The 26,183-nt window shown below is 50.4% G+C and carries 28 protein-coding genes; 23 read left to right on the plus strand and 5 right to left on the minus strand.

Features of this window, described 5'->3' with window-relative positions; genetic code table 11:
• Positions 1-138 precede the first annotated feature (138 nt).
• Positions 139-1,323: an MFS transporter gene (locus D5E69_RS03385; protein WP_048012262.1), complete on the minus strand. Its 1,185-nt coding sequence runs from the start codon at positions 1,321-1,323 to the stop codon at positions 139-141.
• A gap of 609 nt (positions 1,324-1,932) precedes the next feature.
• Here D5E69_RS03385 and D5E69_RS03390 point away from each other — a divergent pair.
• The 16 genes from D5E69_RS03390 to D5E69_RS03470 all read left to right on the plus strand — a co-directional run bounded on the left by D5E69_RS03390 (position 1,933) and on the right by D5E69_RS03470 (position 18,105).
• Positions 1,933-2,127 (plus strand): thiazolylpeptide-type bacteriocin, encoded by a 195-nt coding sequence (locus tag D5E69_RS03390; protein WP_079514794.1) that lies wholly within the window; start codon positions 1,933-1,935, stop codon positions 2,125-2,127.
• Between the two features lie 107 nt (positions 2,128-2,234).
• Positions 2,235-2,342, plus strand: a complete 108-nt coding sequence (locus tag D5E69_RS24035) for a hypothetical protein (protein ID WP_367024395.1) — start codon at positions 2,235-2,237, stop codon at positions 2,340-2,342.
• A 383-nt stretch (positions 2,343-2,725) separates the two neighbouring features.
• The gene (locus tag D5E69_RS03405; RefSeq protein ID WP_213085575.1) at positions 2,726-5,200 is read left to right on the plus strand and encodes a lantibiotic dehydratase; all 2,475 of its coding nucleotides are present in this window, start codon (positions 2,726-2,728) and stop codon (positions 5,198-5,200) included.
• Positions 5,184-5,363, plus strand: a complete 180-nt coding sequence (locus D5E69_RS03410) for a hypothetical protein (RefSeq protein WP_159129170.1) — start codon at positions 5,184-5,186, stop codon at positions 5,361-5,363. Before D5E69_RS03405 ends, D5E69_RS03410 begins: the two co-directional genes overlap by 17 nt.
• Positions 5,360-6,274, plus strand: coding sequence for a hypothetical protein (locus D5E69_RS03415; RefSeq protein ID WP_159129171.1), 915 nt, complete (start codon positions 5,360-5,362; stop codon positions 6,272-6,274). Before D5E69_RS03410 ends, D5E69_RS03415 begins: the two co-directional genes overlap by 4 nt.
• Positions 6,264-7,757, plus strand: a complete 1,494-nt coding sequence (locus D5E69_RS03420) for a hypothetical protein (RefSeq protein WP_159129172.1) — start codon at positions 6,264-6,266, stop codon at positions 7,755-7,757. The genes D5E69_RS03415 and D5E69_RS03420 overlap by 11 nt, the downstream gene beginning before the upstream one ends.
• The gene (locus D5E69_RS03425) at positions 7,754-9,379 is read left to right on the plus strand and encodes a YcaO-like family protein (protein WP_159129173.1); all 1,626 of its coding nucleotides are present in this window, start codon (positions 7,754-7,756) and stop codon (positions 9,377-9,379) included. Before D5E69_RS03420 ends, D5E69_RS03425 begins: the two co-directional genes overlap by 4 nt.
• On the plus strand, positions 9,355-10,569 hold the full coding sequence (locus D5E69_RS03430) for a hypothetical protein (protein ID WP_159129174.1): 1,215 nt from the start codon (positions 9,355-9,357) through the stop codon (positions 10,567-10,569). Before D5E69_RS03425 ends, D5E69_RS03430 begins: the two co-directional genes overlap by 25 nt.
• The gene (locus D5E69_RS03435) at positions 10,521-11,420 is read left to right on the plus strand and encodes a thiopeptide-type bacteriocin biosynthesis protein (RefSeq protein ID WP_213085576.1); all 900 of its coding nucleotides are present in this window, start codon (positions 10,521-10,523) and stop codon (positions 11,418-11,420) included. Before D5E69_RS03430 ends, D5E69_RS03435 begins: the two co-directional genes overlap by 49 nt.
• Positions 11,417-12,184, plus strand: coding sequence for a SagB family peptide dehydrogenase (locus D5E69_RS03440; RefSeq protein ID WP_159129176.1), 768 nt, complete (start codon positions 11,417-11,419; stop codon positions 12,182-12,184). Before D5E69_RS03435 ends, D5E69_RS03440 begins: the two co-directional genes overlap by 4 nt.
• A gap of 2 nt (positions 12,185-12,186) precedes the next feature.
• Complete coding sequence (locus D5E69_RS03445) at positions 12,187-13,137, plus strand: hypothetical protein (protein ID WP_159129177.1); 951 nt, start codon at positions 12,187-12,189, stop codon at positions 13,135-13,137.
• 2 nt (positions 13,138-13,139) lie between these two features.
• Positions 13,140-13,871 (plus strand): ABC transporter ATP-binding protein, encoded by a 732-nt coding sequence (locus D5E69_RS03450; RefSeq protein ID WP_053072233.1) that lies wholly within the window; start codon positions 13,140-13,142, stop codon positions 13,869-13,871.
• On the plus strand, positions 13,864-14,598 hold the full coding sequence (locus D5E69_RS03455; protein WP_048006874.1) for an ABC transporter permease: 735 nt from the start codon (positions 13,864-13,866) through the stop codon (positions 14,596-14,598). The genes D5E69_RS03450 and D5E69_RS03455 overlap by 8 nt, the downstream gene beginning before the upstream one ends.
• 1,227 nt (positions 14,599-15,825) lie before the next feature.
• Positions 15,826-16,881, plus strand: a complete 1,056-nt coding sequence (gene cax, locus D5E69_RS03460; RefSeq protein ID WP_048016069.1) for a calcium/proton exchanger — start codon at positions 15,826-15,828, stop codon at positions 16,879-16,881.
• Positions 16,882-17,010: 129 nt separating this feature from the next.
• Positions 17,011-17,835: a YfkD famly protein gene (locus tag D5E69_RS03465; protein ID WP_159129178.1), complete on the plus strand. Its 825-nt coding sequence runs from the start codon at positions 17,011-17,013 to the stop codon at positions 17,833-17,835.
• 96 nt (positions 17,836-17,931) lie between these two features.
• Positions 17,932-18,105 carry a hypothetical protein gene (locus tag D5E69_RS03470; RefSeq protein ID WP_156489368.1) on the plus strand — a complete coding sequence of 58 codons (174 nt, stop codon included), beginning with the start codon at positions 17,932-17,934 and terminating at the stop codon, positions 18,103-18,105.
• A gap of 38 nt (positions 18,106-18,143) precedes the next feature.
• On the opposite strand, the gene D5E69_RS03475 is transcribed toward D5E69_RS03470, so the two are convergent.
• Positions 18,144-18,725 carry a cupin domain-containing protein gene (locus D5E69_RS03475; RefSeq protein WP_048006878.1) on the minus strand — a complete coding sequence of 194 codons (582 nt, stop codon included), beginning with the start codon at positions 18,723-18,725 and terminating at the stop codon, positions 18,144-18,146.
• Positions 18,726-18,833: 108 nt separating this feature from the next.
• On the opposite strand from D5E69_RS03475, the gene D5E69_RS03480 reads away from it, so the two are divergent.
• On the plus strand, positions 18,834-19,313 hold the full coding sequence (locus tag D5E69_RS03480) for a GNAT family N-acetyltransferase (RefSeq protein WP_048006879.1): 480 nt from the start codon (positions 18,834-18,836) through the stop codon (positions 19,311-19,313).
• 34 nt (positions 19,314-19,347) lie between these two features.
• Here the strand turns inward: D5E69_RS03480 and yfkAB are convergent, their stop codons facing one another.
• A complete protein-coding gene (gene yfkAB, locus D5E69_RS03485) occupies positions 19,348-20,475 on the minus strand; it encodes a radical SAM/CxCxxxxC motif protein YfkAB (protein WP_048006880.1) in 1,128 nt (375 codons plus the stop codon).
• Positions 20,476-20,589: 114 nt separating this feature from the next.
• Between yfkAB and D5E69_RS03490 the strand changes: the two genes are divergently transcribed.
• Together D5E69_RS03490 and D5E69_RS03495 are read left to right on the plus strand one after the other, a co-directional pair.
• Positions 20,590-20,772: an SE1561 family protein gene (locus tag D5E69_RS03490; protein WP_048006881.1), complete on the plus strand. Its 183-nt coding sequence runs from the start codon at positions 20,590-20,592 to the stop codon at positions 20,770-20,772.
• Positions 20,773-20,842: 70 nt separating this feature from the next.
• Positions 20,843-21,316 (plus strand): GNAT family N-acetyltransferase, encoded by a 474-nt coding sequence (locus D5E69_RS03495; protein WP_159129179.1) that lies wholly within the window; start codon positions 20,843-20,845, stop codon positions 21,314-21,316.
• On the opposite strand, the gene D5E69_RS03500 is transcribed toward D5E69_RS03495, so the two are convergent.
• Both D5E69_RS03500 and D5E69_RS03505 read right to left on the minus strand, forming a co-directional pair.
• Positions 21,279-21,827, minus strand: a complete 549-nt coding sequence (locus D5E69_RS03500; protein ID WP_048006882.1) for a hypothetical protein — start codon at positions 21,825-21,827, stop codon at positions 21,279-21,281. The two genes, D5E69_RS03495 and D5E69_RS03500, sit on opposite strands and share 38 nt — an antisense overlap.
• Before the next feature lie 43 nt (positions 21,828-21,870).
• Positions 21,871-22,575 (minus strand): DUF421 domain-containing protein, encoded by a 705-nt coding sequence (locus D5E69_RS03505; RefSeq protein WP_159129180.1) that lies wholly within the window; start codon positions 22,573-22,575, stop codon positions 21,871-21,873.
• 159 nt (positions 22,576-22,734) lie between these two features.
• Here D5E69_RS03505 and D5E69_RS03510 point away from each other — a divergent pair, with 159 nt between their 5' ends.
• The 4 genes from D5E69_RS03510 to pdaA all read left to right on the plus strand — a co-directional run bounded on the left by D5E69_RS03510 (position 22,735) and on the right by pdaA (position 26,177).
• On the plus strand, positions 22,735-22,998 hold the full coding sequence (locus D5E69_RS03510; RefSeq protein ID WP_048006884.1) for an inner spore coat protein YmaG: 264 nt from the start codon (positions 22,735-22,737) through the stop codon (positions 22,996-22,998).
• 154 nt (positions 22,999-23,152) lie between these two features.
• Positions 23,153-24,706: a fumarate hydratase gene (locus D5E69_RS03515; protein WP_159130314.1), complete on the plus strand. Its 1,554-nt coding sequence runs from the start codon at positions 23,153-23,155 to the stop codon at positions 24,704-24,706.
• Positions 24,707-24,729: 23 nt separating this feature from the next.
• On the plus strand, positions 24,730-25,293 hold the full coding sequence (locus D5E69_RS03520; RefSeq protein ID WP_053072516.1) for a DUF4825 domain-containing protein: 564 nt from the start codon (positions 24,730-24,732) through the stop codon (positions 25,291-25,293).
• 104 nt (positions 25,294-25,397) lie between these two features.
• Positions 25,398-26,177, plus strand: coding sequence for a delta-lactam-biosynthetic de-N-acetylase (pdaA, locus tag D5E69_RS03525; protein WP_159129181.1), 780 nt, complete (start codon positions 25,398-25,400; stop codon positions 26,175-26,177).
• The last annotated feature ends 6 nt before the right edge of the window (positions 26,178-26,183 follow it).

The raw sequence follows: 26,183 nt of genomic DNA on the forward strand, positions 1-26,183 counted from the left end.
GTACCCTTATAAAACGACGAAAGCTGCCATCGGGTAGGATGACAGCAAAACTATTGAGATCCAAGCTTTCAAATCAGTAATTTATAATTATTATAATTTATACTATCACATCTATATGGAGAAGGAAAGGATTATGTGCTAGTATTTTTCCGCTATTTCCCTGCGCCTTGTCTGAAGGGAAAAGGTCACCAGACTGATGAAAATGACAAGCAGCATGGTGGCAATCATATAGAAGAAACTTGGTCCCTCAAGCTTCTCGATCGTCACTCCACCGATGAACGGACCGATCATGCTCCCGAAGCTGAAGAAGATCCCGCACATGATATTGCCCGCAGGCAGGAGCTCTTTCGGCAGGAGGTCGGTCATATAGCTGATCCCCAGGGAGAAGGTCGATCCGACGGCCATCCCGGCAAGGGCGAAGCACGTAAAGAGGCCGATGGTGGAATGGGAGACGAATCCCGCAGCAGTGAAACAGCCGGTCCCGATGATCATCACGATGATCAGGACACTTTGCCTGCCGATCCTGTCACTCAGTATCCCCAATGGAAGCTGTGATAAGATGCTTCCCGCCGCGAAAGCAGGAAGGAGGACCGCCACGGCATCGACGGATATCCCGTTCCTAAGGGCGAAAATGGGGAAGTTTCCGTTCAGCGATGCTTCAAGGAATCCGTATCCGAGGGGAGGCAAAAGGGCGACCCATGCGTAACGCAGCACTTTCCCGAACCGGCGGAATGATCCGACAAAGGTGGCGTCCCCCATATTCTCTGTTTCGGGGAACTCATTCTTCAGCTTGAAGACGAAGCCCCAGACGATGAGCGTCATGACGGAAGAGATGATGAACGGAAGCGCCTCATGAACGGCGAGAAGCTGGGTCATGAGTGGCCCGACGGTGAAGCCGATCCCGAAGGACAGCCCGTAGATGGAGATATTGCGACCCCTGTGTTCCTTCGGTGAAAACGACGTGATCCAGGTTTGAGTTGCAAAGTGAAGCATATGATCCCCCACCCCGATGCAGAGTCGGAGGAAGAACCAGAACCAGAAGGTCTTCCATAGAGGGAAAAGAAGCATGGCGGCGGCCACGGTGATGCCACCGATGATGATCATGGGACGATACCCGATCTTCTGAAGGGGCTTCTCCATGAGAGGGGAAGCAATAAGGATCCCGATATACAACGCAGTGGCATTCAATCCATTCAAGGAAGAAGACACGCCGTCCTGTTCAAATATGATGGCGATCAGGGGGAGGAGCATCCCCTGTGAGAATCCCGAGATCGACACGATGGCCACAAGGACCCAGAAACGAAACGATAATTGTTTATTCATATGCACGGACTCCAGTCTATGTTGGTTACTCTTAGATGGTAACGGGTTCCCCTCATTTTGGCAATATGAGGATGAACCGTTTGTCAGGGTTTAGGACATATGATCGAAAAAAGGATTGAAAAGGGAAGAAGGCAAGAAAAAAAGTGGTGACTTATATAAAAAAATATCATTATAGTAGAAAAGTTAAATAATAGATCATGAGGTAATCGAACCTTGTAAATAGTGGGGGATAGAATTTAATGATGAAATTAATATTATTCCTGAAAGAATATTTTTCATTATATATAAGTGGGTCAGGGGAACTAGTATTAGGAGGGGGTACGGATCACTACAAAAATGTTCTCATGTTCAAACGTTGTTCCATCACACCATAAAGGAGTTGCAGATCTATTTCTAGTCATTTGGACGTGTTGATTCATTCGGACTAGATAGCGGTATTTTTAATATATCTTTCTCATTTTGGCTGAGAAGTGAAGGGAAGAAAAATGGGTGCTATGCAGGTATAGTTATTGTTAAACAATTCAGAAAAGTTAATAAAATTCAACTAGAATCCTTTATTGACAGTGTGGTAATATTTTCATGATTCCAAGGGGAGGGAGGGAAAAGGTCATGAGTAATGGGACATTGAACAGTGTGGAGTCATTGCTTCAGGAAATCGAATCGATTGAAGTGATGGAAGTATCAGAGTCCATGATGCTGTCGGAAACCGGGGCGACGAGTGGGTCGAGCTCATCGGGAAGTACGTCATGCTGCGGATCATGTTCGTGTGTTAGCTGTGGTGCCTGCACCAGCTGTGGAGGCTAAAATCGATCGGGGGAGGAAATGAAATGATAAAGGCGGCAAATAACGAAGTAGCAGACTTGCTTCAAGAGATCGAATCCATCGAGGTCATGGAAGTGTCAGAATCCATGATGCTATCAGAAACTGGTGCGACTAGTGGATCCAGTTCATCAGGAAGTACATCATGCTGCGGATCATGTTCTTGCGTGAGCTGTGGCGGTTGTACAAGCTGCGGATAACGAATTCTGAAGAATCGGGGACTAATGATGACTACTACTCTTAAAATCGAATCCTTATTAGAAGAAATAGAGTCCATCGAAGTGATGGAAGTATCAGAATCGATGATGTTATCAGAAACAGGGGCTACTAGTGGGTCCAGTTCATCAGGAAGTACGTCATGTTGCGGATCATGTTCATGTGTCAGCTGTGGCGCTTGCGTAAGCTGCGGCGGTTGATGCAATGAAGGGGGACCGGCTTTCGGGTCTCCCTTTACCCCAAATCAAGTCGTTTGAAACCGGGACTTACCTCCTGAATGTTGGAATTTATTCCGAAACGATAGAAGGGCACCCGATCGTTTGTTACGATTTAAGTAGTTTGAATTTACAGAAAATACATATGGAGTGTGGTATACAAAATGCTCTTCCCGTGGTACTTGATCAGAGAAAACACGCTATCCTACAGCGATTTCGCACCACTCCGTTCCACTGAGCTCGTTGATTTTGTCACTGAATCCCATTTGCACCTGGAGTCGTTCCAGCGCATGAAGGATGAAGTGGTGGCGGCACTTGAAGTCGACTTTCACGAAACGAAAGATCCCTCCCTCCTGAATGTGAAGCGGAAGGTCTTCAATCGGAAAGGCCTCAAGGAGGAAGAAGCCGTGACGGACGCCCTGGAGGAATACCGTCTGGTACGCGACTTCATCGAAGAAGATCGTGCTGCCGGTGAAGCGCTTTTCCAATTAACCGAGGCCAGTCACCGTAAACATCTGTGGACCCTCTTCAAAGAAAAGCCGGTCGTGACGAATCCGCTGCCCTTGGTGAATCATCAGATGCATCACAAGCTCGATAAGTTCCTGTCCACCCCGCCGGACACGCATAAATCAAAGGTGAAGAAAATCGATAGCACACTGCTTCGGATCGCCTCCCGTTCCACCTTCAAAACCAGTCCGTTCAGCTCATTCACGAGTATCGACCTGAAATCATTCACACCCCAACCAGAAGCTCCTGCACCCCATTATCAGATTGAATTGAATTATTACATATGGCAAAAAATCCTTCAGCTCATTGCCAACGATCCCGCCTTCATCCCTTATCTTTCGTACCTCTACTCCGGTAGGCATGAAGATGGAATCGTGGATTTCACTTCCCGGATCGACTTGAACCGGGGGAAAATCTTTAACAACATCGAAAACCATTTTATCGCGAAGGACAATCCGATCTTCTCTGCCCTCTCCAACTTCAATCGTCCCATCGCTTATGAAGAAGTCCTCTCCCTCCTTAAGCCTTTCACTTCAGAGGAGAAGGCGGAACGCTTCTTTGTTGATGGCCTTCTGAAGAAAGGGATCCTGTATGCCGATTTTGAACTTGATGAGTACGCAAAGGATGTACGCGGGGATTTTTACAAGAAGCTCGGCTCCCTGCCTGAGCACCATAAGATCAATCTTGTCGTCGAGACGATGGAAGTGATCGACGGCCTGGTGGATGAATATCGGCGATCAGGGTGGAAGGAACGCTTCGGGATCTATTCCAAGATCATGGGTCGTCTTGCAAGGATCGAGGAAGCCTTCGGTTATACGTTCACAAAAGAAAATCTATTCTATGAGGACTATCTGGCACCAGCTAGCACCGATCTCGAACTGGATGAATCCTTCATCCGTGAGCTCGGCATCGTTCAGAAGCTTGCCATCCTGACGAGTATCCCGCTTCAGTTCAAGTATGAGTTCGCCCATAGGTTCCGCGAACGCTACAAAGGGAAGTCCATGGCCGTCAGGAAGAAAGAAGTGCGTGACTTGTATATGGAAGAAGTGATGAAATTCACGAACTGGACCGATATTTTGGCTGGTGTCGACGATTTAAAATCACCTGGCGGACAGGTCATGGAGGAGATCAAGGGGGAGATCCGGGACCTTTTCCAAAAAGCAAAGCATGGGGACGGCCGACTCATCGGCGATGAAATCCTTGCTCTGTACGATTCATTCATTGAGCGGACCGGATTTAGCAAAGAACATCTCTCTTCTACAGCACTCTTCCAGAAAACAGAGGATGGCTATATTCTGAACAAGCTTTATGCGGGGCATATGAAGCTGTTCACCCGCTATTTCCAATACAGCCCGTCGATCTATGGAGATTCCCTATTCAAGGAATATGTCGCACAGATGTGCCCGGATGTCCTTGAGATACGCGAGGGATTCGGTTTCAACGCGAATCGGCATGAGACGTTCCTGAACCAACGTCTCCTCATTCCGGGAAGCAAGACGAATCCAGCCGATGAAACGGCCCTCTGGAGTAACGATCTTCACTATCGCTACAACGAAGAGAGTGGGCTCATAGAGATTGTCGGAGAGGATGGCCCGCTTGAGATTGACTATATCGGAAGTCTTGTCGACTATATGATGCCCCCGAGCATCCGGATGCTTTCGACGGGGCTGACGCCGAGGTTCGATCCCGGTCTGGTGAAACTTTGGGAAATCCATGAGGAAACCCGGCCTGTGATCGATCACATCCCAAGGCTCCATCTTGGACATCTGGTGATCATGAGGGAGAAATGGCTCCTCGATACGTCACACTTCCTGCAGGAGGAAGAGGTGTACGATCATTACCGGAAGACGGTCACCCGCTTCAAGGAGCTCGGGTTGCCCCTTGAATTCTTCGTGAGCCGCATCGTGGACGCAGAGACCTACGACTTTGATAAATCGAATCGATCGGATATGAAACCTCAATATATGAATCTATTTTCCCCCTTGTTTTTCAAAGAATGGGTCAAGCTTCTGAAGGAAGAATCAAGATTGGTTGTGGAGGAGCTTTATCCGGCAGGCGGGGGCGAAAATCATAACATAGAATACCAGGTGGAGGTGAGCATGGATGAAAAGCCTGACTGATTTGACGGAAATCCGCTTGTTCTTCTTCGGGAGTGAGGAGCAGAAGAAGAAGGTGTATGTCGACTGGGTGATTCCTTACTTCATGGAACTCGGTGTCCCCTTCCATGCCGAGCGTGACTGGTTCGGGGTCCGAACTATAGGGTCGTGCTGGAGGGGGATGTGAACCTGGGAGACGTAAAGTCCCGTTTCTGTTCCCACTGCAATAGGGAACATGGAGAAATCGACGAAGGGGAGATCCTTCGCAATCTGGCAGCCTATCAAAAGAACACGGCAGTGGTTGCAGGGATGGAGAGACGCGAGCATCGCGACGTGAGCCATCTCAATCATCTTGAGGTAGAGGCCGGCACCATCCCGGAGTCCTATGTGAAGAAGAGGTTCCACTCATTCCTTCACTTGAAGGTCCATACCGAAGCCCTATTCAAGATGCAGGCCTTCATCAATCGCCACCTGTCACAGTGGAGAGGGATGGATCAGACGGCGAAGATCAGCCATACCGCCCGCTTCTTCAGGGATGTGCTCCCTTACTCGCGCTTTGAGGAGAAATACGCGGTTCTCGTATATGTATCCAATATCGAGGGGGTCCTCGCCATTGCTGAATCCATGAAGAAAAAGCAGGCATACATAAACACCTACGAGCGGGTGTACGACGTATTGAACCCCCGGGAGCTTTTTGCAGGAAGGGACTACGAAGAAGCATTCGGCACGGATTGGAGCGAGACGATCGGAAGCATCGACTCCTTGATCACGGCCAATCTTGAAGGTCTGGCAGGCGAAGAGGAAGGATATTATTCCCACCGTGAGCAGCGGGAGCTCCTTTATCAAAACATCCGGGAGATCGGGAGTGGATTCCATGATGAACTCATGGCGAGGAATATCGAGGGACTCCTCGACCACGAAGAGCATGCCCGCTTCAAGTATTTAATAAACGTGGTCTATAAGTTCATCCATATGATCGGCGTCTCCTTCAATGAGAAGAACGTGGCCTGCTATATCGTGAGCCGGTTCATCCTTGAGGAGAACGGGACCACATGGGACGAGATCCTCAAAGAAAGGGGAGAGTCCTTTGTTCCTTAAAACGAGAACGAATTTCTTCCCGTCATTTGATGAGAGTTCAGATGTGCTTCATATCCAGAAGAATGACACGCTTCAGAAGGTGAGGATGGAAAAGGGGCTGTATGAAGAGTTCCTTGGGATCCTGGGGGAGTTCAACGGCGGTTCCTCCGCAGATCTGGACGGGAAGTCCACAGACTATAAAAGGGTGCTCAAGTTCTGTCTCAACCAGGGGCTCCTTGATCAACCCTTGCACGACAATGAGCCTTTCCTTCTTCGTTACGTGGAGAACGCCTATGACGACTACAGGGCGGTGTGGGATAAGATCGTCTCGACCCCGGTCGATGTGATCGATGCGCCACCATCCATTTCCAGGCTTCTCAACGAGAACGGTCTGCAGACAGGCGAAGGGGAAAAACGGACCATACGCTGGATCGATGGAGACGGTCATGCAGACCCCGGGGATTTTGTCATTCTTCATGACAATGGTCATCATGCTTTCTTCATTCATGAGAATGAAGGCGATCTTCACCTAGCTAAGGGCCTCGTAAAGAGAGAGCGGAGCGGGGGTCCGTTGGAACTGGGAAAACGGGTTGCAGGTGTAAGGGCACTGGCGGAATGGGTCAAGTATATCGTGAATCCCCATCGCAAGAAGTTCGTGCACGTCCTGTATGACACCGGTGAGTCTGCCGTCATGGGGAAAGCCGATGTCACCTCGACCCTCCCGCTGTATGAGAGGACGTTCCTGGACGTGGATCCCGACCTTTCCTTCATCCAAAAGCTTGAAGGGCGGTGGACGAGCTTTCATTCCCTGGATGTGTCCATCAATGAGGGAGACCCGGAATTTCCCGTTCACCTCCATGTGGCCCCGTATGAAATCCGTTTCCAGGACTTTACGCATCGAAGCATCGACTATGAGTATAAAGATGCGGCCATCCACGCCCTGACAAGGGGAATCGAAGGGTATCTGGGCAGCATCGATGACAGTGGGTGGGTAGCAGACTACTCAAAGGAGCGATTTTATATCAGGGGGATGATCCCTTTCCTCGGTAAGACAGGGGAATTCGTCGAACTTGCTCCGTTGCCGGCACGATATGAAGAACGCATCGGTTCGATCTTGACACAAACGGACTCAATCAATAAGATCGCGGTCATCCTTGAGACACTGTTCCGAGAAGATGTCTTCGTCTTATACCTGGTGGACCAAGACCGCCGGGTGCTCTACAAAGGTACGGCGGAGATCGAGCTTGGCAGGGAACTGAGTCGGGCGCTTGCATGGGTGACCGGTCATCTGCTCAATGGTCTTGAAGTTTGTGAAGGGACGCTGGATGCTGTGGTCAGAACGATCCCTTTCCCCCTAGAACAGAAGCCCCCATCCCATATCCATACAGAGCTGACCCGTGAGCTTTCGGACATCCCGATCACGGAATCGGCATGGATCTACCAGGGCGAAGTGGAAGACGCAGGGCTTTATGTCGGAAAGTTTGAAAGGGGGGATGCGGGATGACGGTCACAACTGAAACCGGGCTTCCCATCATGGACCGAAGCAGCCATCTTTTCGTAGGGCCGTGGAAAAAGGAGCGCGGACACGCCTGCTTTACCTGCTTCACCTCATATCTTACCTCAAACGGAAGTAACCTTGCTTCGATCCTTGACCATGAGCTGAGAGGACCTGGTGAAAGGGATTGTGAGATCGACCTCGATGGAGTGGATCTCCATTCATTCATCAATCGCGTCCTCGTCATCGATAAGCGGTCGTGGTCGGTGACTTGGAAGAAATTCCGCAAGAATCCGTTCTGTCCCGAGTGCGGGGTGGAATGGGAGGAAGAGCGGAAAACGGAGCTTCATCTGACAGACGAACCCCATTTCAGGGTGAAATCAGGAAGGGAGATCTCACAGCTTCTGAAACGGTATGAAGATGAACTGATAGATGCTGATACGGGAGTCGGTAAGGCACTCTTCCGCGATGCAGAATCGAATATCATCCCCATGTACGCCATCGAAGCGAACATCCATGATCGGACGTTCTATTCATATGGGCGCACGACGGGGATCGCGGAATCAAGGAATGCAGCCATCCTTGAGCTCCTTGAACGGTATTCAAGCATGGTTCCGAGATTCAAGGCACCCATCATTGCCTCCTATGAAGAGTTGGTGGCACAGAAGAAAAAGGTGGTGCCGCCCGGGCGTTACATCCTGCGCAAGCCCCTTGATCCCGACCTCAAGCTCCACTGGACGAGCTGCCAGGAGGTCGGGACCGGAGAGGCATTCTTGATCCCGGAGCAGATGATGTACTTCGATAATCAGCTCCTGAGGGGTGAAACCCGCTTCCTATACGAGACGTCCAATGGGACTGCCCTTGGTGGGAGTGTGGAAGAGGCGTTGGTGTATGCGATCCTCGAGGCGGTGGAGCGGGATTGCTTCCTCGTCCACTGGTATACGAAGCGCCTTCCACGGATCATTAATCAGGAAAGCCTGGCGAGTCCCCATGTGAAAGGGATCCTCCGTACGCTTGATCAGCTCGGATACGAGACATACTTATTCGACATCACCCTCGAGACAGAGGTCCCAGCCGTATGGGTCCTGCTCCGGAACACTGATCCAGATGGGCAGCTTCATCTCTACAATGCCGCAGGCTCACACTTCGATCCCGAAGCAGCGATTTTCGCGGCCCTTGTGGAAGCGGGTACCTCGGTCATCGTGTATGAAGAGAAGCTCCGAGCTGAAAAGCCGGGCCTCTCCCACCTGATCGGCAGCCCGGAAAACGTCACCCACATGGAGGATCACGTGAACTACTATGCCTTCAGGGAGAACAGCGGTGCATTCGACTATCTCTTCGATCGGATGGCCGATCTTGAGCGCATCCGTGTGGAGGAGATGGCTCCGCGTTTCCCGTTCTCATTTAAAGGAATCGTCGAGAAGGTAATGGAGCACCATCCCCGGGTGTATTTCACCGACATGGGGAATGAACTCATCGATGAGATGGGGCTTTCGGTGGTGAAGGTGTTCATCCCGTCCCTGCAGCCCATGACATTCGGGAAGCAGAACGAGAGGCTGAATATGGAACGATTGGAAGCGTGGAGTGAAGGAGAGGTGGAGGTAGGATGCGAACCGCACCCCTTCCCGTAGTCGATCCCTTTCCTTATTTTACGGAGGAGCGATACGAACGCAACCGGTATGCCTATTCGATGAGAAGGATGCCGACAACCACTGTCTTGGAATATCGGGACGGGGTGAACGTACCGGCAGAAGCGGCGGAGTGGATCAGGAGGACGTTTGCCTATACTTCTTATGATCCCCTCAGTCCATATCCTTTCAGTAAATCCGTTCCTTCTCCAAGGGGCATCCATCCATTCGTACCGGTTTTCTCTGCTGGCGGAAACCGATACGTCTACGACGCAGGCCGGGACCGTTTCGCCTTCGTTGGGCGTGGCGGAAGCGAGAATCGGTTCTCCCTTTGCATCGACCTGTTCAGGGTGTGCGGGGTATATGGTGAGTTTGGATTCCCACTGGCCCTGATGGAGTGCGGTCACATACTTGCCGACCTTTATCCAGCAGTGAAAAGAGGGCGATTTACCTTCAGGAACCATAATGAAATGCATCCCCTCGCCCCGTTCCGGAAAGGAGACCTCATCGAATTCTATGAAGGGGAGCTGCCGGTTTCCATCGAAGCCGGATGGGACGATATCGGTGAAGACGGGGTCGGCATCCAAGATAACTTCGTTCAAGAGCTTCATTTTCTTGGAATGGAGCGATGGATGTCCCGAGCGGCGTCAGTCACCCCTTCCATCCCGGCACTTCCCGGAACCATGGAAGGGAGGGGAAGGGGCGCCCGGACATCCTTCAACGGAAGGCTGGGTCTGTTCGCCCGCCCCTCTGTCATGGAAGGGAGGACGTTTGCCAGGCTGCTCGAGATAGCCGGACGCTATGAGGCGCTGTCGATGACATTCTTTGTGCAGTCGGTTGATGGTATGGAGAAAGGGGTCTATCGAATGGAATCTGGCGGACCGAAGAGGATGGGAGGGTTCGAGAGTCTGAATGATCTTTTCTATGAAGGGAAACGGTCGATGAACCTGGATGGTCTGCCCCTTGCCATCATCTTATCTGTCCGAAACGGTGAGTTGGCTTCATTCATCCACGCCCATGTCCTCGCCGGTATGTGCGTGCAGGAGATGTCTGCTGCCTTTTCCGGAGAAGGGCACTTCACCCGCCCGTTCAAAAATATCAATGACGCATACTTGAAGCAAACAGGGGAGTCGAAGCTATATGGATGCCTATTCGGATCCGGAACTTCCGCTACCCGGCAATCATGGAGGTGAATCTAGTGAACTGGCATTCTTATCATATCTTCATCCATGACATGAGTGAGCATGATCGATTCCTTCAGCAGGTGGTGCGTGGAATCGTGGATGATACGCACGTCTCTTCCTTCTTTTTCATCCGTTACTGGCAAGGTGGTCCCCATATCCGTTTCCGTTTCCAATCAGAGCATGCAAACGATGTGATCAGCGAGCTGAAGCAGCGGTGCCGTGCATTTTTCCGGGACTACCAGCCCCCTTTCACACTGGAAAGGGAAGCCTTCTACAGCCGTCAACTCTTTGATGGCACGGTGCCGGATGATGCGGAGCTTTATTGGATGGAAGACGGGGCAATAAAGGAAATCCCCTACGAACCCGAGCTTGAGCGGTATGGTGGGGAAGACGTGATGGCAGAATCGGAGGCCATCTTTCATCAAAGCAGCCTGCTGGCCCTCAAGCATTTGGAAGGCATTGCGGGTCCTGCGATACCTAAGCGGCTGCTCCTGGCATGCGACTTTTTCATCGACATGCTCAGGGCTTTGACAGAGGAAGAGGGACATGAGCTCATCCGTCGGTACAATGCCTTCTGGTCCCGATTCGATCAAGGAAGCATCGATCCAGTACAGAGGGAGCGGTTCCGCACCCTGTACTGGAAGCAGCGGGCCATGGGCGGGCAGAGTGGTTCTCTGGAGCTGGATAGGATCAGCCAGATCGTGGAGGGGATCAACGGAAAGGGAAAGCGGAATCTTCTCCCGTATTTGATCTTCTCACACATCCACATGTATAACAATCGGATCGGCCTGCCGCCGAATCTGGAGAGCACCGTGGCGATGATCGCGGGAAGTGAGAAAGAAGGAGCGGTTGCGAAGTGAAGTGGGATTTTACATTCAGTGCAGGGGATACAACACAGCGATACCGGAATTACCATCGGTCGTCAAGTCATGCTCCGCTCATGCAGATGAGGAAGGCGCCAAGGCGGGAATACGAGGTCCGGGACCTTGATTCGAAGGGAAAGCGTGTCAAATGGCATATGGACCCGGGACGATTTGATCAGGCAGGAGGAAAAACCTTTGCCGAAGTGATGAAAAACAGGAGGACATCATGGAATTTCGGCGAAAGGGATGTAACAGAAGAAGAACTGAAGGAGCTCCTGCTATTCAGCTTCGGTATCAGCGAGCCTTTGGAAAAAAAGCGTACCTACCCTTCCGGCGGCCAGTTCTATTCCCTGGAAATCTACCTGCTTCCGACCATCCGTTCCGTGGCATCAGGGCTTCTCGAGGAAAAAGTGTACAAGCTCAATGTGAATGAAGGGACGCTCGTGGAAATGGAGGATCTCGATCTGGCGAAGCTTCCCCTGCTGAGCGCTTCCACGGACGTCGGATTCTTCTCATTGAAGGAAGCCCAGTGCGTCGTCGTACTGGTGGGCAATGATAGTGATCTATCGGTAAAGTACATGGATCTTTCATACAGGATCATGCTTCTCGAAGCCGGCCACATGGCACAAAATTTCCTTCTCACCTGTACCAGCCTCGGTCTCTCGTCCGTGCCGCTGGGAGGGTTCCATGAAGGGGAAATTAAAAATATGCTGCAGCTCACGGACGACAAGATGGTGCTGTATACGCTACTAGGAGGATGACGATGGAGAATCAAGTGATCAGGTTGAAAGACGACTATATGATCCTATCCAATCCGAGGGACCGGCGTGAGGTCATCGTTCTTGATAAAAAGGAAGAAAAGATCATCCTCAAATGCAATCTCGGTCCTCAATTCGAAAAGGTCCAACTGGATTTTGAAGCGGTCCTGAGGCATTTCGTCTCCTTTCAAAGCTTGAGTGGAAGCATTGAAGGAAAGCTTGCCATCAAGCTGCTGCAGACACATCCGCAATTGTTCGACCAAGCGGGGTTCACAAGTCCCGCTTTGAAAGAGGATTACATACAGTATGAGTTCGGAAGGTCAATCCGTCCGGAATCGCTTTATGAAACCTATCGGGGATCTGAAGGGAAGAAAACCTTCATCCTCTGGGGAATCAGTGAAACCAGCCTTACCCTCAGCCGGACCCTGTCATCATTGGGGATGAGCGTCTCGATCGTGGAGCCCTCGTCGAGGGAACGGGAGGATATCCAGCTTCAAAAGCTCCTGACCATGCACGGGTCCAGTTCGGTTGAAGAGCTTTACGGTGAGCGGGTCCAATGGGTCGCCCCGGAGGACCAGGAGGGTGTCTGGATCATCGATAACCGGCTTCTTGAACTGAATCTGATCGATGCAGAGAGGGCTCTGGGCCAGATCGCTTCATCGATCGCCGTCCACTACGGATGCTACACCGATGAATTCACCGTCGGACCATTGGTGCTAAAAGAAGAAAGCTATGGATACACGGATTTCAGGAAGATCCATGGTGGGACGCCTGCCCTTCCTACCGTTCCCCAGTCCATGATCCAAGCGGGTCTCATCCAGCGGATCCTTTATTTCATTCATGAAGAAACGCTCAAACACTTGGCAGAAGATGTCCAGCTTCCCATCAACGGTGCCTTTGCATTTGATAACGATAGCTTCAATTCCAAATTAATCGACATAGAAGGTGGTTGGTAACCATGATCCTCAATGTGAATAACCTCAATAAAGCCTATGGTTCGAAAACGATCTTGAACAATATCTCCTTCAAGGTGGAGGAAAATAAAATCCTGGCCGTGATGGGACCGAACGGGGTGGGAAAGACGACCCTCCTCGAGATCCTCATGACCTTGAAGCCGTGGAACTCAGGAGAAGTAGAGCTCATCGGCATGGACCTGTCCAAAGCAGCGAATCTGTCTAAGATCCGCTCGAATATCGGAGTGGTCTTCCAGGAAGGCGGGATGTACGCATATCTCAAGATTGCCGAGATCCTCGACCTGTTTGCATCCTTCCATAACATCAGTGAAGAGCGTGTCCGCCACGTCATCGAGATCTTCTCACTCGAATCACATCTGAACGTGAAGTTCGAGAAGCTGTCTGGCGGGTGGAAAAAACGGATCCTCCTCGCGTGTGCGTTCCTGAACTCACCGAAGATCCTCTTCCTGGACGAACCTACGACGGGTCTCGATCCGGAAGCAACGAACGATTTGTGGACGAATATCTCCGTTGCCAAAGAGCAGGGAGCCACCATCATCTTGTCCACCCATTCCCTTGAAGAAGTGGATATGTACGCCGATGAAGTGATCATCCTGAACAAGGGCATGATTGCAGAACGCGGAAATCCGAGGGAGCTGAAGCATAAGCATGGCACCCTTTACTTCAAAGAAGCCTATTTCAACGTGATCAAAGAAAGGAAGGCGGCCAATGAATAAATCGCTGATCAAACTTAGTAAGTATGATTTCCTTGTCTTCTTCCGGGAGCCTTTCTTCGCCCTTCCCATCATGATATTGCCGGGCATCTTCTTTTTCGTCTTCATGAAGATCTTCAGTAATACGATTGGCGGGGCTGAGAACTTCGGACCGTATATCCCGATCTATGGATTACTCATTTCATTCCTTGTCCTATTCTTCAATATCGGTCTGCAGTATGTAACGGAGAAGGAGCGGGGGATTCATAAGCGGCTCGTACTGTCGTCCATCAGCATTTATCAGATCATTTTCACGTACGTCATACGCGGTGTGCTGCTTTCGCTTTTGGGATTTGCCCAGATTCTCGCGATCGGGGTATTCGTCTTCAAAACGACCATCACGGATCATATGATCGTGTTCCTGTTGACGTTTGTGATCGTGATCGGGATTACGCTGTTGTTCAGTTTGTCGACGCATAATCTGTTCAAGAACTCGCGTCAGGTGCTTCCATATACGATCATCATGTTCCAGTATGTGCTGTTCGGATCAGGGTTGATGTTCCCGACGGATCAGCTTCCTGGGTATTTGAAGTTTTTTGTGGATATCAATCCGTTTTATCATATGAAGGAGATCTTGCTCGGGGTATGGCACTGGTCGGGTGTGGAGATGGTGAATGTGTTGTATCTGGTGTTTATTGTGTTCTTGTGTTTGGGGTTGATTTTCGTTAAGTCGAGGTCGAAGGAGTATTGAGGTGTGGTCGTCATTCCTGATGGGTGGCGGCTTTTTTTGTTTTATTTTTATCGAGTTTTATTGATGATGGGTCCGTGCCTTTCCGCTGCGGCGGGTCGCTTTCCGCGGGGAGATCGGTGGAGCCTCCTCGTGCCTGCGGGGTCTCCCCTGTCCGCCTAACCGCAGGAGTCGACCCGCCTCCGCTGCAAGGCAATCTTGGATGTTCCCATCATCCGGTCAAAGATAGGTGGATCCGCATCCCGATCTATTTTTATGAAGGGTTAAGGGAGAATGAAGACCGTGCCTTTTCGCTGCGGCTGGTCGCTTTCCGCGGGGCGATCGGTGGAGCCTCCTCGTGCCTGCGGGGTCTCCCCCGCCCCCCTAACCGCAGGAGTCGACCTGCCTCCGCTGCAAGGCACTCTTTGGTGATTAGGAGGGTGGATGGAAGGTCTACATCGCATCGTTTTGCCACGAGAGACAACACATACTTCTGATGGAAATAGCCATCGTGGACTGACGGTATTCTTGGATTCCCTACTTAGATTTCCTTATTTAATGAGGGTATCCTTCCCATTATCCATTTTGCATGCTTCATAACACCAAAGAGTGCATTGAAGCGGAAGGCGCTTGACTCCGACGGGAATAGAGGAAAGGTCGAGACCCCGGAAGCGCAGCTGAGGAGGCTCGACTTCCTCCCCGCGGAAAGCAAGCGCCTGCAGCGGAAAGGAACGGTCCACGTATTTTCTCTATCTCAATCCCAGGAGTGATTTCCACCTGAATCAACACACATCGTATAATCCTAAGAAAATCATATTCAAAAGAGATTTGTGCTTTATTGTTAGTTAGGATGCACGCAATGACCGACCAACGCTCACTTTTGTGAAAGCAAAGAGTGCATTGAAGCGAAAGGCGCTTGACTCCGACGGGAATAGAGGAAAGGTCGAGACCCCGGAAGCGGAGCTGAGGAGGCTCGACTTCCTCCCCGCGGAAAGCAAGCGCCTGTAGCGGAAAGGAACGGTCCACGTATTTTTTCTATCTCCATTTCAACCAAACGACCACATGCCCAGTTTAATTTCGTGAGCGCGTGGACACAAGAGGATTGATTTTCATAACAGGAGGGAATAAAACCTTCACAAAGGGCATTGCTTGTAAGGAAGGGGAGTGGGATAATTAGCCGTTGTTTGAACAAGATAATCTTTAATAGAAGCAAGTGGAATCATATTTTTATTCGGAAAGAAGGAAACAGGTATGAATAAGGTATTTGCTGGCCTGGTGTTTGTGGGGGTTCCGCTTTCGGTGGCGGGGTCGCTGATGCACTGGTCGAGTGTTCTGATGTTTGTGATCTATTGTTTGACGATCATTTCCCTGGCAGCGTTCATGGGGAGGGCGACGGAGAGTCTGGCCGTGGTGTCCGGTCCGAGGATCGGGGGACTGTTGAACGCGACGTTCGGGAATGCGGTAGAGCTGATCATTTCGATCTTTGCTTTGAAGGCAGGGCTAATCGGAGTGGTCCTGGCGTCTTTAACGGGATCGGTGCTAGGGAACCTGCTTCTTGTCGCGGGTCTTTCGTTCTTTATCGGGGGAGTGAAGTACAAACGTCAGAAATTCAATGTGTTTGATGCCCGGCATAATTCAGGGCTTTTGATGTTTGCCGTGATCGTGGCGTTTGTGATTCCTGAGATCTTCTCCATGGAGATGAACGAGTCCAAGACCATGACGCTCAGTATAGGGATCTCCATCATCCTCATCGCCCTCTACCTGTGTGCCCTGTTCTTCAAGCTGGTGACCCATCGCGGTGTGTATCAGCAGAATGAAAGTGCCAAGGCTCATGAGGAGGAAGAGGCGGAATGGAGCAAGGGAAAGGCAATCCTGATCCTTCTCTTAGCCACGGTGGCTGTCGCGTATGTGTCGGAGCGCCTCGTTCATACCTTCGAGGAAGTAGGACGTACCTTCGGATGGAGCGAACTGTTCATCGGGGTCATCATCGTGGCCATCGTCGGGAATGCCGCCGAGCACGCATCCGCCATCATCATGGCGTTCAAGAATAAGATGGATGTGGCAGTTGAGATTGCCGTCGGTTCTACGCTTCAGGTGGCGATGTTCGTGGCACCGGTCCTGGTGCTGGTTTCACTGTTCTTCCAGACAAACATGCCTCTTGTATTCACCATTCCAGAGCTCGTTGCCATGGTGTCGGCGGTCCTTGTGACCATCGTCATCTCCAATGACGGGGAGACGAACTGGTTCGAGGGGGCGACGCTCCTGGCAGCCTATGTCATCATGGGCATCGGGTTTTATTTGCTATAAGGGAGACCGGTCGTGGCGATCACGGCCGGTTTTGTTGTTTCCAAATTCTTTTTAGATGAGAAGGTGGATAAGGTGGCAAGCGGAGGAAAAGCTAATGGCAAACAGAGAATTGAAAGGAGTCACCACTATATGAAAGCCATTCGCATCATCACCATCATTCTTCTTTTCTTCATAACAGGAACGGCAGTCCTTCACGCCGAAAAGGAGCCGAAGAAGCAGCCGGCCCCTGCAGCGCCTTCCCGCTCCGAGGTCAAGGTGCCCAATTCCGTCCTGACCATCACGAAAGAGAATACGTATCCCAATTCCACTCAGGATCAGCCCTATCTGCAGCCGAGTGAATGGGCACAGAAACTGATTGAGACATCGAATGTGGACATCGAGAATCCAAACCTCATCAAGATCCTGAATGAGTCGACGATCAACTCGGCACCGACGATCGGTCTCCGGGCCACGATTTATCTTGGGGAATGGCCGCTAAATTATTCATCAAGTGAAACGTCCCCGAACTGGGAGTTCCAGAAGGTCAATACGAATTATTTCGATAACCGCGGAGGGACGGCCAATCATCAGATCCATTATGTTCAGGAATCCCAGAAAGCCGTCAAGGGTGGACTCACAGCCAAGGTTCCACATGCAGAAGACGTCCAGAAGATGATGCTTATCAAAGCAACGGAAAAATCCGATCTGCCTCTTGCTTTCCAGACGATTGTCGGAGCAGGTACGAAGAAAGATCAGGTGTATAACATCTCCCCTAGGCGCATGGGGTATCTGTATGCGTATGCTCCCGCTATCAATGAAAAAGGGAAGGTCACCTACGGTGAAGTATACCTTGTCATGAAAGGCACGAAGCGTTCCATCGTCGTCAAGAACGTGACCTCACAGGGAGTCGGTGCATGGATTCCGATTCAGGATCATGTCCATTTCGGGTTCATGGCCACTGAAACACCAAGATAGGTTTTAAAGAAGGGGGAATCGGGTAACTAAAAGATTCCCCCTTTTTTTCGTTTGCGTGACGTGATATAATAATTAGAATATTCTGAATTGAGCGAGGTGAACACGATGTATCTCATGATCTTCAGCCTGGCACTGGTTGTGATCGTCAGCGCCCGTTTCTGGTATGAAGCACGCAAGGCGAGGAACTATGCAGCGCAGGTTAAAAGCAAAGAATATCATCAGATCGATCCACAACTGGAAGAACTCGTTCCAAGGGACCGACGACAATGAAAGCACTACGGAATCCGATTCCGCAGTGCTTTTTGTTTTTACACGTAGCGGATCGGGGCTGGCTGGTAATAGGACGGGGACACCGGTCGTTCCGCCTTGCAGGCCGGACCGATGTATGTACCCGGATGGATCGGTTCCGTGACATCTTTCCACATATTCTCGTCGATACAATATGTTTCCGCCATCACATTCGCAGGAGTAAGGGCGAGGATATCGGAGCCAAGGATGACTTCAGGGGTCGGGGCATCAAAGATGGCCAGAAGATGCGTATCGTCCGTAAGGGCCTCCTCATAATGCCACCAGCCTTGAGGGACATTGGCCACCATACCAGGGGTGATGACTTCATTGATCAGCTGCCGGGTGAAGGGATTCAAGAGGGTGACCCTGGCTTCACCGGATATGCAGTACACAAGTTCAGATGCATTCTGATGATAGTGGGGCTCCACATAGAACCCCTTGCTGAGAAAGATATCAAGAAGGGACGAGTTTTCAAGGGTGTTCAGATGCTGGACGCCCAGGACATTGATCAGGTTTTGGCTGTTGAGTTTGAAAAGCGGGCTTTTATTCAGGTCGAAGCTGAACTGAGCGGAGTCAGCAGCATAATCCATGTATTTCGTCATACACATCACCTTCTTTTCATGATGATATAGGATATGGGCGGTTCGTGATTTCGTGCCTGGGCACATGGTAGGCGATTTTGGTACGATGAAGAGGAGGAGGGGTGGCATATGACGCAGATAGGGGAAGTAGCGCTGAGCTTATTTCAGGAAAAGCATGCCGAGTATTTGAAAGAATTTCAATTGCCGCCTGAACAGGCGAAATTCACCGCTCTGCCTGAACAGGTGTGGGAAGAAGCGGAAGGGCGGTTCCGGGTGGTGATCCTTGCAGAAGAGACGCCGGTGGGTTTCTTCCTGTTGCATTCCACAGACAGGGTGAAGGAATACACGGACAATCCACATGCCATGCTTCTGACAGCGTTGTCGATCGATCACAGACAGCAAGGAAAAGGATATGCAAAAAAAGCCATGCAGATCATGAAGGAATGGGTCAGTCTGGAGTTTGTATCCTGCAATGAAATCGTGTTGGCCGTGAATTACAAAAATATTCCGGCTCAAACCTTATACAGGCAGACAGGCTATCATGATACGGGGCGGAGGAAAATAGGGAAAATCGGGGAGCAGTTCATTTTTGCACTGCCCATCAGATGAAAAAAAGAGAAAGGAGCCATAAGCCCCTTTCTCATTAACGTGTGATCCTGGCTTCCCGGGTCGAGAAGTCCACGTCTTTGTAGTACATAGATTTCACAAGAACGTTCGGTCCCAGGCAGCGTGCTGCAGGACAATGGCAGTTCAGCTCTTTTGCGAGTGGCTGCTGTTTCCAGCGGTCGTATACCTCGGGAAGGGTATCGGTCTTGATATTCCCGAGCGGCGGTGTATCACCGAAGTCGGTGACGATCACATCACCAGTGAAAATGTTCACATTCAGGCGTGAACGGCCGTCCGGATCATTACGCACGCTCACATTTTTGCTTTTGTACAGTGTCTGAAGAAGTTCAAGGTCTTCATCTGAAGAACTGCACGGATAAAATGGCAGTGTCCCGAAGAGCATCCATACATTCTCGTCACGGAATGAGAGAATATCGCGGATTGCATCGGAGGTTTCTTTCAGGGTTAATGATTCAAGGCTAGAGGCATAGTCTGATGGGTACATAGGGTGAATCTCATGCCTCCCGCACTTCATTTCATCCACTACTTGGCGGTGGATTTTCTCAAGATACGGCAGGGTGCTTTTGTTGAGCATCGTTTCCGCAGAGACGAGAACCCCACGTTCTGAAAGGGCGCGGCTGTTCTCGATCATACGGTCGAACAGCTTTTGGCGCTGCTCCCTGGTAGGCTTCCGTTCCATATTGGCAAACCCGACATCGATGAATTCATCCGTCGTTCCCCAGTTGTGGGAAATATGGAGCACATCAAGATACGGGGCGATCATCAGGTATCGATCCAGGTCGAGGGTAAGGTTCGAGTTGATTTGCGTCTTCACGCCTCGCTCGTGAGCGTATTTCAAGAGTGGAAGAACATAATTCTCCACGGATTTCTTGGACATCATCGGCTCCCCGCCGGTAATACTAAGGGAACGGAGTGTCTTGATCTCGTCGAGTCTTCCCAGGATCATGTCGATCGGAAGGGCGCTCGGATCTTTTGGCGAAAGGGTATAACCGACGGCGCAGTGTGCGCATCTCATATTGCAGAGGGTCGTCGTCGTGAATTCGATGTTCGAAAGGGTCATATCCCCGTGTTCATCGACGTCAAGGTAGGCTTCCCAAGGATCATGATCAATTGTCATGCCCTTTGAAGCGGTTTCTGTCTTCATGATTAAAAGCTCCTTTAATAAATGGGTACTCATTCATTATTGAGAAACGTTCGGCCCTTGTCAATCCGAAAGATATTCGTTACCATAGGAAGGTACTGAAAGGAGAGAATACCTTTGGGAAAAGCCATTCATGACAATGAATCACAAGTAACGTATCTGAAACAGCGCCTGAACCTTTTCGTGGACGTCCTCGACTCCATCGACCCCGAACAGGCTGACATAGACGATATCGACCGCCTCATCGAAATGATCGATGATATCGAAACGAAGGTCGAGCAATTCAAGAAAAGTGAGTGAGAGTCCTGGTGAGGGCTCTTTTTTTTGTGTGTGCATGGTAAAATATGCATAAAACCCTGGAGGTACCATCATGGACATTTCCCGTATAATCCCGGAAGAATGTGAACAAGCGAAGAATCTTATATTGGAAGGCTTCAGGGAACGGTTCGGCTGGATCGATGAGACCTTGAATCCGGATATAAAGGATATTGCAGCAAGTTATGACGGAGTAGACAACCATTTCTTTGTTGGTACGGATCAAAAGGGAATCATATGCACGGGTGCATTGAAAAGGCAGGGTGTCTCCATATATGAAATCGTCCGTATGTCGGTCCGGTCCGATATGCGCAGTAAAGGCCTGGGACGAACCATGCTCCAGCATCTCGAAGACACGGCCAAAAGCCTCAAGGCAGTCAAACTGATCCTTGAGACGAACCGGGCATGGGAGGATGCGGTCGGATTTTATATGAGGAGCGGATTTGTCATCATCGGGGAGAACGAAAACCGGTACTACTTCGAAAAGATCCTTACAGGGTCATCCCGGACTTCTTCTGTTTCTTCATGATTGCATCGCACACATATTTGATGAGGAGACCGGCTGCATATAAGGTCAGGAATCCATAGAACGTATTCCAGTGGATCATGTGGTACAGGTGAAACTTGATGAAGAGCGGAATGCCGATGAAAGCAACAATCGCCGAGTGGATCGTATGGGCATACAGGTAATACGTCCATTTGCTGAAGTATTGATAAATCAGTGTAACCATGACGGGTAGGATCGCAAAATCGACAGTATTGAAGCGATGGGTGAAGACAAGGAACTGGTGGGGGTAAGCCCACAATCCGAAGAATTTGCCGATTTCGTCCAAACTCCCGATCACGAAGAAACTGATGAAGAAGACCAGCAGGATGAACATGTATCGCTGCCTGTCGATCAAAATGAAAAAAACCACGAGAAACAGCAGGCTGATGAGCAGGATTGCCCACCAATGGGGACTGAAAAGGTCGTGATGGAGCCACTGGCTGTATTCTTCTTCGTGGGTTGATTGCACCGTTTTTTCAATGGTTGAGTTCATGTGGTTCACCTCTTATAGGAATTGTGGACGAATCGGGAGAGGATTATTCAATATCGGTTGGACTGACAATGTGATCATCGTATGCGTCGATGAACAGGTTCCCTTTGCTGTTAATCACGGCAAAAAAAACGTCGCTGACCTCAAGGCCGCGGTTCCTGCATTGCTGCCGAATCCAATCTTTCGTATACGTGGGGTCGGTATCCTTCATGATGATCTTGCCCTCCATGATCACCTCGACAGGAAGGGCGCTTGGGGTGGAGGATAGGGAGAGGTCGCTCTTCGTTGTCGGCTGGAAAGCTTCCTTTTTGAGGATGGACAGTTGACCGCTCACTTCAAGAACGGCATACTCCACCTGTGTGATATCGAAAACCTCCTTTTCCCGAAGGAGTTGGTTCAAGTCATCCAGGGAGAACTTGGTTTTCTGCATATTGTGATCCAGAATCTTTCCGTTCTCGATGAATACCGTCGGCCGGCCGGATATCCATCTCCTCAACTTTCGGCTGTTGGAGGAAAGGACCATCGATGCATAGTAGAGGCCAATCAGGGCACAGAACGAAACAAACATCTCCACAAAGCGAAGATTCGTATCGAATCCCATATTTGCAATGGAGGAGCCGATCGTAACAGAGAGTGCAAAGCTATAGTGATTTTTATGAGAGTTGATGTGTTTGCCAATCGTAAATGTGACAATGGCAAGAATGACAAAACTTATGACGGTCCTCAACAATGTAATCAGTATGCCTTCCATATTCCTTCCTCCTCTGGTCATTATCCTTTATGACCAATCTGGAACGGTTTCATTCCAGGGAAGGTGGGCACTCGCCATGAAAAGGGTGATAAGCGCCCAAACACATTTCAATCGGGAAGCATAAGATGCCACTGTGAGAGACAGAGGAGGAATGCTTCTATGCAATACGAACAACAACCAACTTATATACAACACGGATTTGATGAGCGTTTTCGTCCAGGATTCGGTGGTGGTTTTGGAAGACCGGGGTTCGGCTTTGGTCGTCCAGGATTCGGATTCGGGCGCCCATTCTGGGGTGGACCGTTCATTGGAGGCCTGGCAGGAGGATTGCTCGGTGCATCCTTATTAGCTCCGGGTTATGGATATGGTTATGGCTACGGGTATCCACCACCGTATTACGGATATGGCCCATATTACTATTGATCACTACTGAAAAAGATCCGCGTTCATCCGTTATCGGGTGGAAGGGGATCTTTTTCCCGGTCCTGGAGTTCCTTTGTGAAATCCCTTTCAATCACTTCCTTATAGGAGTATAATAATGGTGAAAATTCTGTATCATGAGGGGGAAGGGAACACGATGAATAAAGAGACACTGCAACAAAGCATGTATGATTTGATCGTAGAGACTTCAACGAACCTGCCAAAGGATGTACGGAGGGCAATCGCCTCTGCCAAAGAGCGTGAAAATGCGGGCACGCGGGCAGCGATGAGTCTTGATACGATTTCCAATAACGTGAAGATGGCTGATGACAATATATCTCCGATCTGTCAGGATACCGGTCTGCCGACATTCAAGATCAAGACGCCTGTCGGGGTCAATCAACTGGAAATCAAAGAAGCCATCTATGCCGCCATGGTGCAGGCGACGAAAGACGGGAAGCTCCGTCCTAATTCAGTGGACTCCCTTACAGGCGATAACAGCGGGGATAATCTTGGTCTAGGAACGCCTGTCATCAAATTTGATCAGTGGGAAAAGGATTATATCGATGCGCGCCTCATCCTGAAGGGCGGTGGCTGTGAGAACAAGAACATCCAGTACAGCCTGCCATGTGAATTGGACGGACTCGGCCGTGCCGGACGTGATCTTGACGGCATCCGTAAATGCGTGATGCACTCCGTGTACCAGGCTCAGGGACAAGGCTGCAGCGCCGGGTTCATCGGTGTCGGTATCGGAGGAGACCGTTCGTCTGGATACGATCTTGCGAAAGAACAGCTTTTCCGCGCTGTGGATGATGTGAATCCGAATGAAGATCTGCGCAAATTGGAAGACTATGTGATGGAGCACGCAAACGAACTAGGGATCGGAACGATGGGCTTCGGCGGTGAAACGACCTTGCTTGGATGCAAAGCGGGCGTAATGAACCGGATCCCGGCAAGCTTCTTCGTTTCAGTAGCCTATAACTGCTGGGCATTCCGCCGTCTCGGCGTGAGGCTTGATCCTCAGACTGGAAGCATTGACGAGTGGTTCTATCAGGAAGGCGAAAAACTGGACCTGACGCAGGGCACGGAAGCGGAGCTTGAAACCGCCGCAGCGAAGGAAGACGGACAGAGTGTCGTCGTACTCGAAGCGCCGATCACAGAAGAAAAGATCCGTGGATTGAAGGTCGGGGATGTCGTGCAGATCAACGGGCGCATGTACACGGGCCGCGATGCGATCCACAAGCATTTGAGCGACAACGATGCACCGGTTGATCTCGATGGACAGATCATCTATCACTGTGGACCTGTCATGCTGAAGGATGAGGAAGGCAACTGGCACGTGAAGGCAGCGGGGCCGACGACTTCGATCCGCGAAGAGCCGTATCAAGGGGATATCATGAAGCGCTTCGGCATCCGCGCAGTCATCGGAAAAGGCGGCATGGGGCCAAAAACGCTTGCGGCCCTTAAAGATCACGGCGGTGTCTATCTGAACGCCATCGGCGGAGCAGCACAGTATTATGCTGACTGTATCAAAGGCGTGGATGGAGTGGACCTCATGCAGTTCGGAATCCCAGAAGCGATGTGGCATCTGAATGTCGAAGGATTCACGGCCGTTGTGACCATGGACTCCCATGGAAACAGCCTGCACGAGGAAGTCGACAAATCCTCACTGGAAAAACTGGCGAAATTCAAAGAGCCGGTATTTAAATAAACCGCACCAAAGGGGTCATGATCATGAAAAGCAAGATTACTCTCATCGTTTTCATCGCGGTCCTTCTCATGGGCGCCTGTTCACAGGTGAAGCCGGAAGAGAAAATCACGACGATCGAGCATACCAATCTGAAGGAGCTCAAAGCATACAGTGGAACCTACGTGGGGGATAATTCCGACGTAGGGGCCATCATCAGGCTGCTCCCCGGCGGTGAAACGATGGGGGAGCTTGATCTGACCGGAGAAAATCTCCATGTCACCTATGATGACGGGGCAAAATCGATTTCTGAATCTGCCTTCCAAACGTTCTGGTTCAATGGAAACAGGCTGGATCGCAAAAAGTTATATTTTAATGCCCTCTACCTCGCCCTCCTCGTCCCGAATGCAAAGGAATACCGATTCACGGTCGCTGATGAGGAATTGGCCATTCCGAGGGAACAGCTCACCGCTGCCCTTTCCAAGGAATTCAAACGCTTCCCCCAGGGTGACGCACAATGGGATGAAAAAACGGTTTCTACTTTTATCGACGATCATAAAGGGAAACTGACGGAGATGGCGACGAATTACCACACATACTTTGAAGAGTAAGGGAGCCTCAAGGGGCTCCCTTTTTGGATAGTTTTAGTACTCATAAAGGCCCTTCATTCTCAAACACTAATAGGGATAGATATTGCTGAAAGAAGGGATTCCACATGATCCATTTCATAAAAGTAGTGATGCTTGCCGTGATGCTGACCCTCGTGTTCCCGTCCGGTGCAACAGCCGTCTCCAACCAATCAATTGGTTGGGGCTTCCAGAAGAGCAAGAATGAAGTGCCTGCCGAGGCAGGGGCACAGTATGACAAACTCCTCACCGACTACGGTGCCTTCTATAAAGGCAATCCGGACGAGAAGGTCCTGTACCTGACCTTTGACAACGGCTACGAAAACGGCCATACGAAAAAGATCCTCGACGTGCTGAAACGCGAGAAAGTACCAGCGACATTCTTCGTCACCGGGCATTATCTCCTCAGCGCAGAAGACCTCGTCAAACGGATGGTCAAAGAAGGCCATATCATCGGAAACCACTCCTGGCACCACCCTGACTTCACTCAAACGGGCGATGAAAAGATCAGGGAAGAAATGAAAAAAGTGAAGGAGAAAACCGCCGAGCTAACGGGACAGAAGGAAATGAAGTATATCCGTCCTCCTCGCGGCGTATTCAGTGCCCGCACCCTGGATATCGCCAAGAAGGAAGGGTACACCCACGTATTCTGGTCAGTGGCCTTCGTCGACTGGAAGACCGATCAGCAAAAAGGATGGCAGTACTCCTACAACAACCTGATGAACCAGGCCCATCCCGGAGCCATCATCCTCCTTCATTCCGTATCACAGGACAATGCGGATGCCATGGAGAAATCCATTCAGGACTTGAAAAAGCGGGGATATACCTTCAAAAGTCTCGACGAGCACCCCATGATCAAGAAGCAATAAGAAAAA

It is taken from the genome of Rossellomorea marisflavi, from assembly GCF_009806575.1.
Classification (GTDB): domain Bacteria; phylum Bacillota; class Bacilli; order Bacillales; family Bacillaceae_B; genus Rossellomorea; species Rossellomorea marisflavi_A.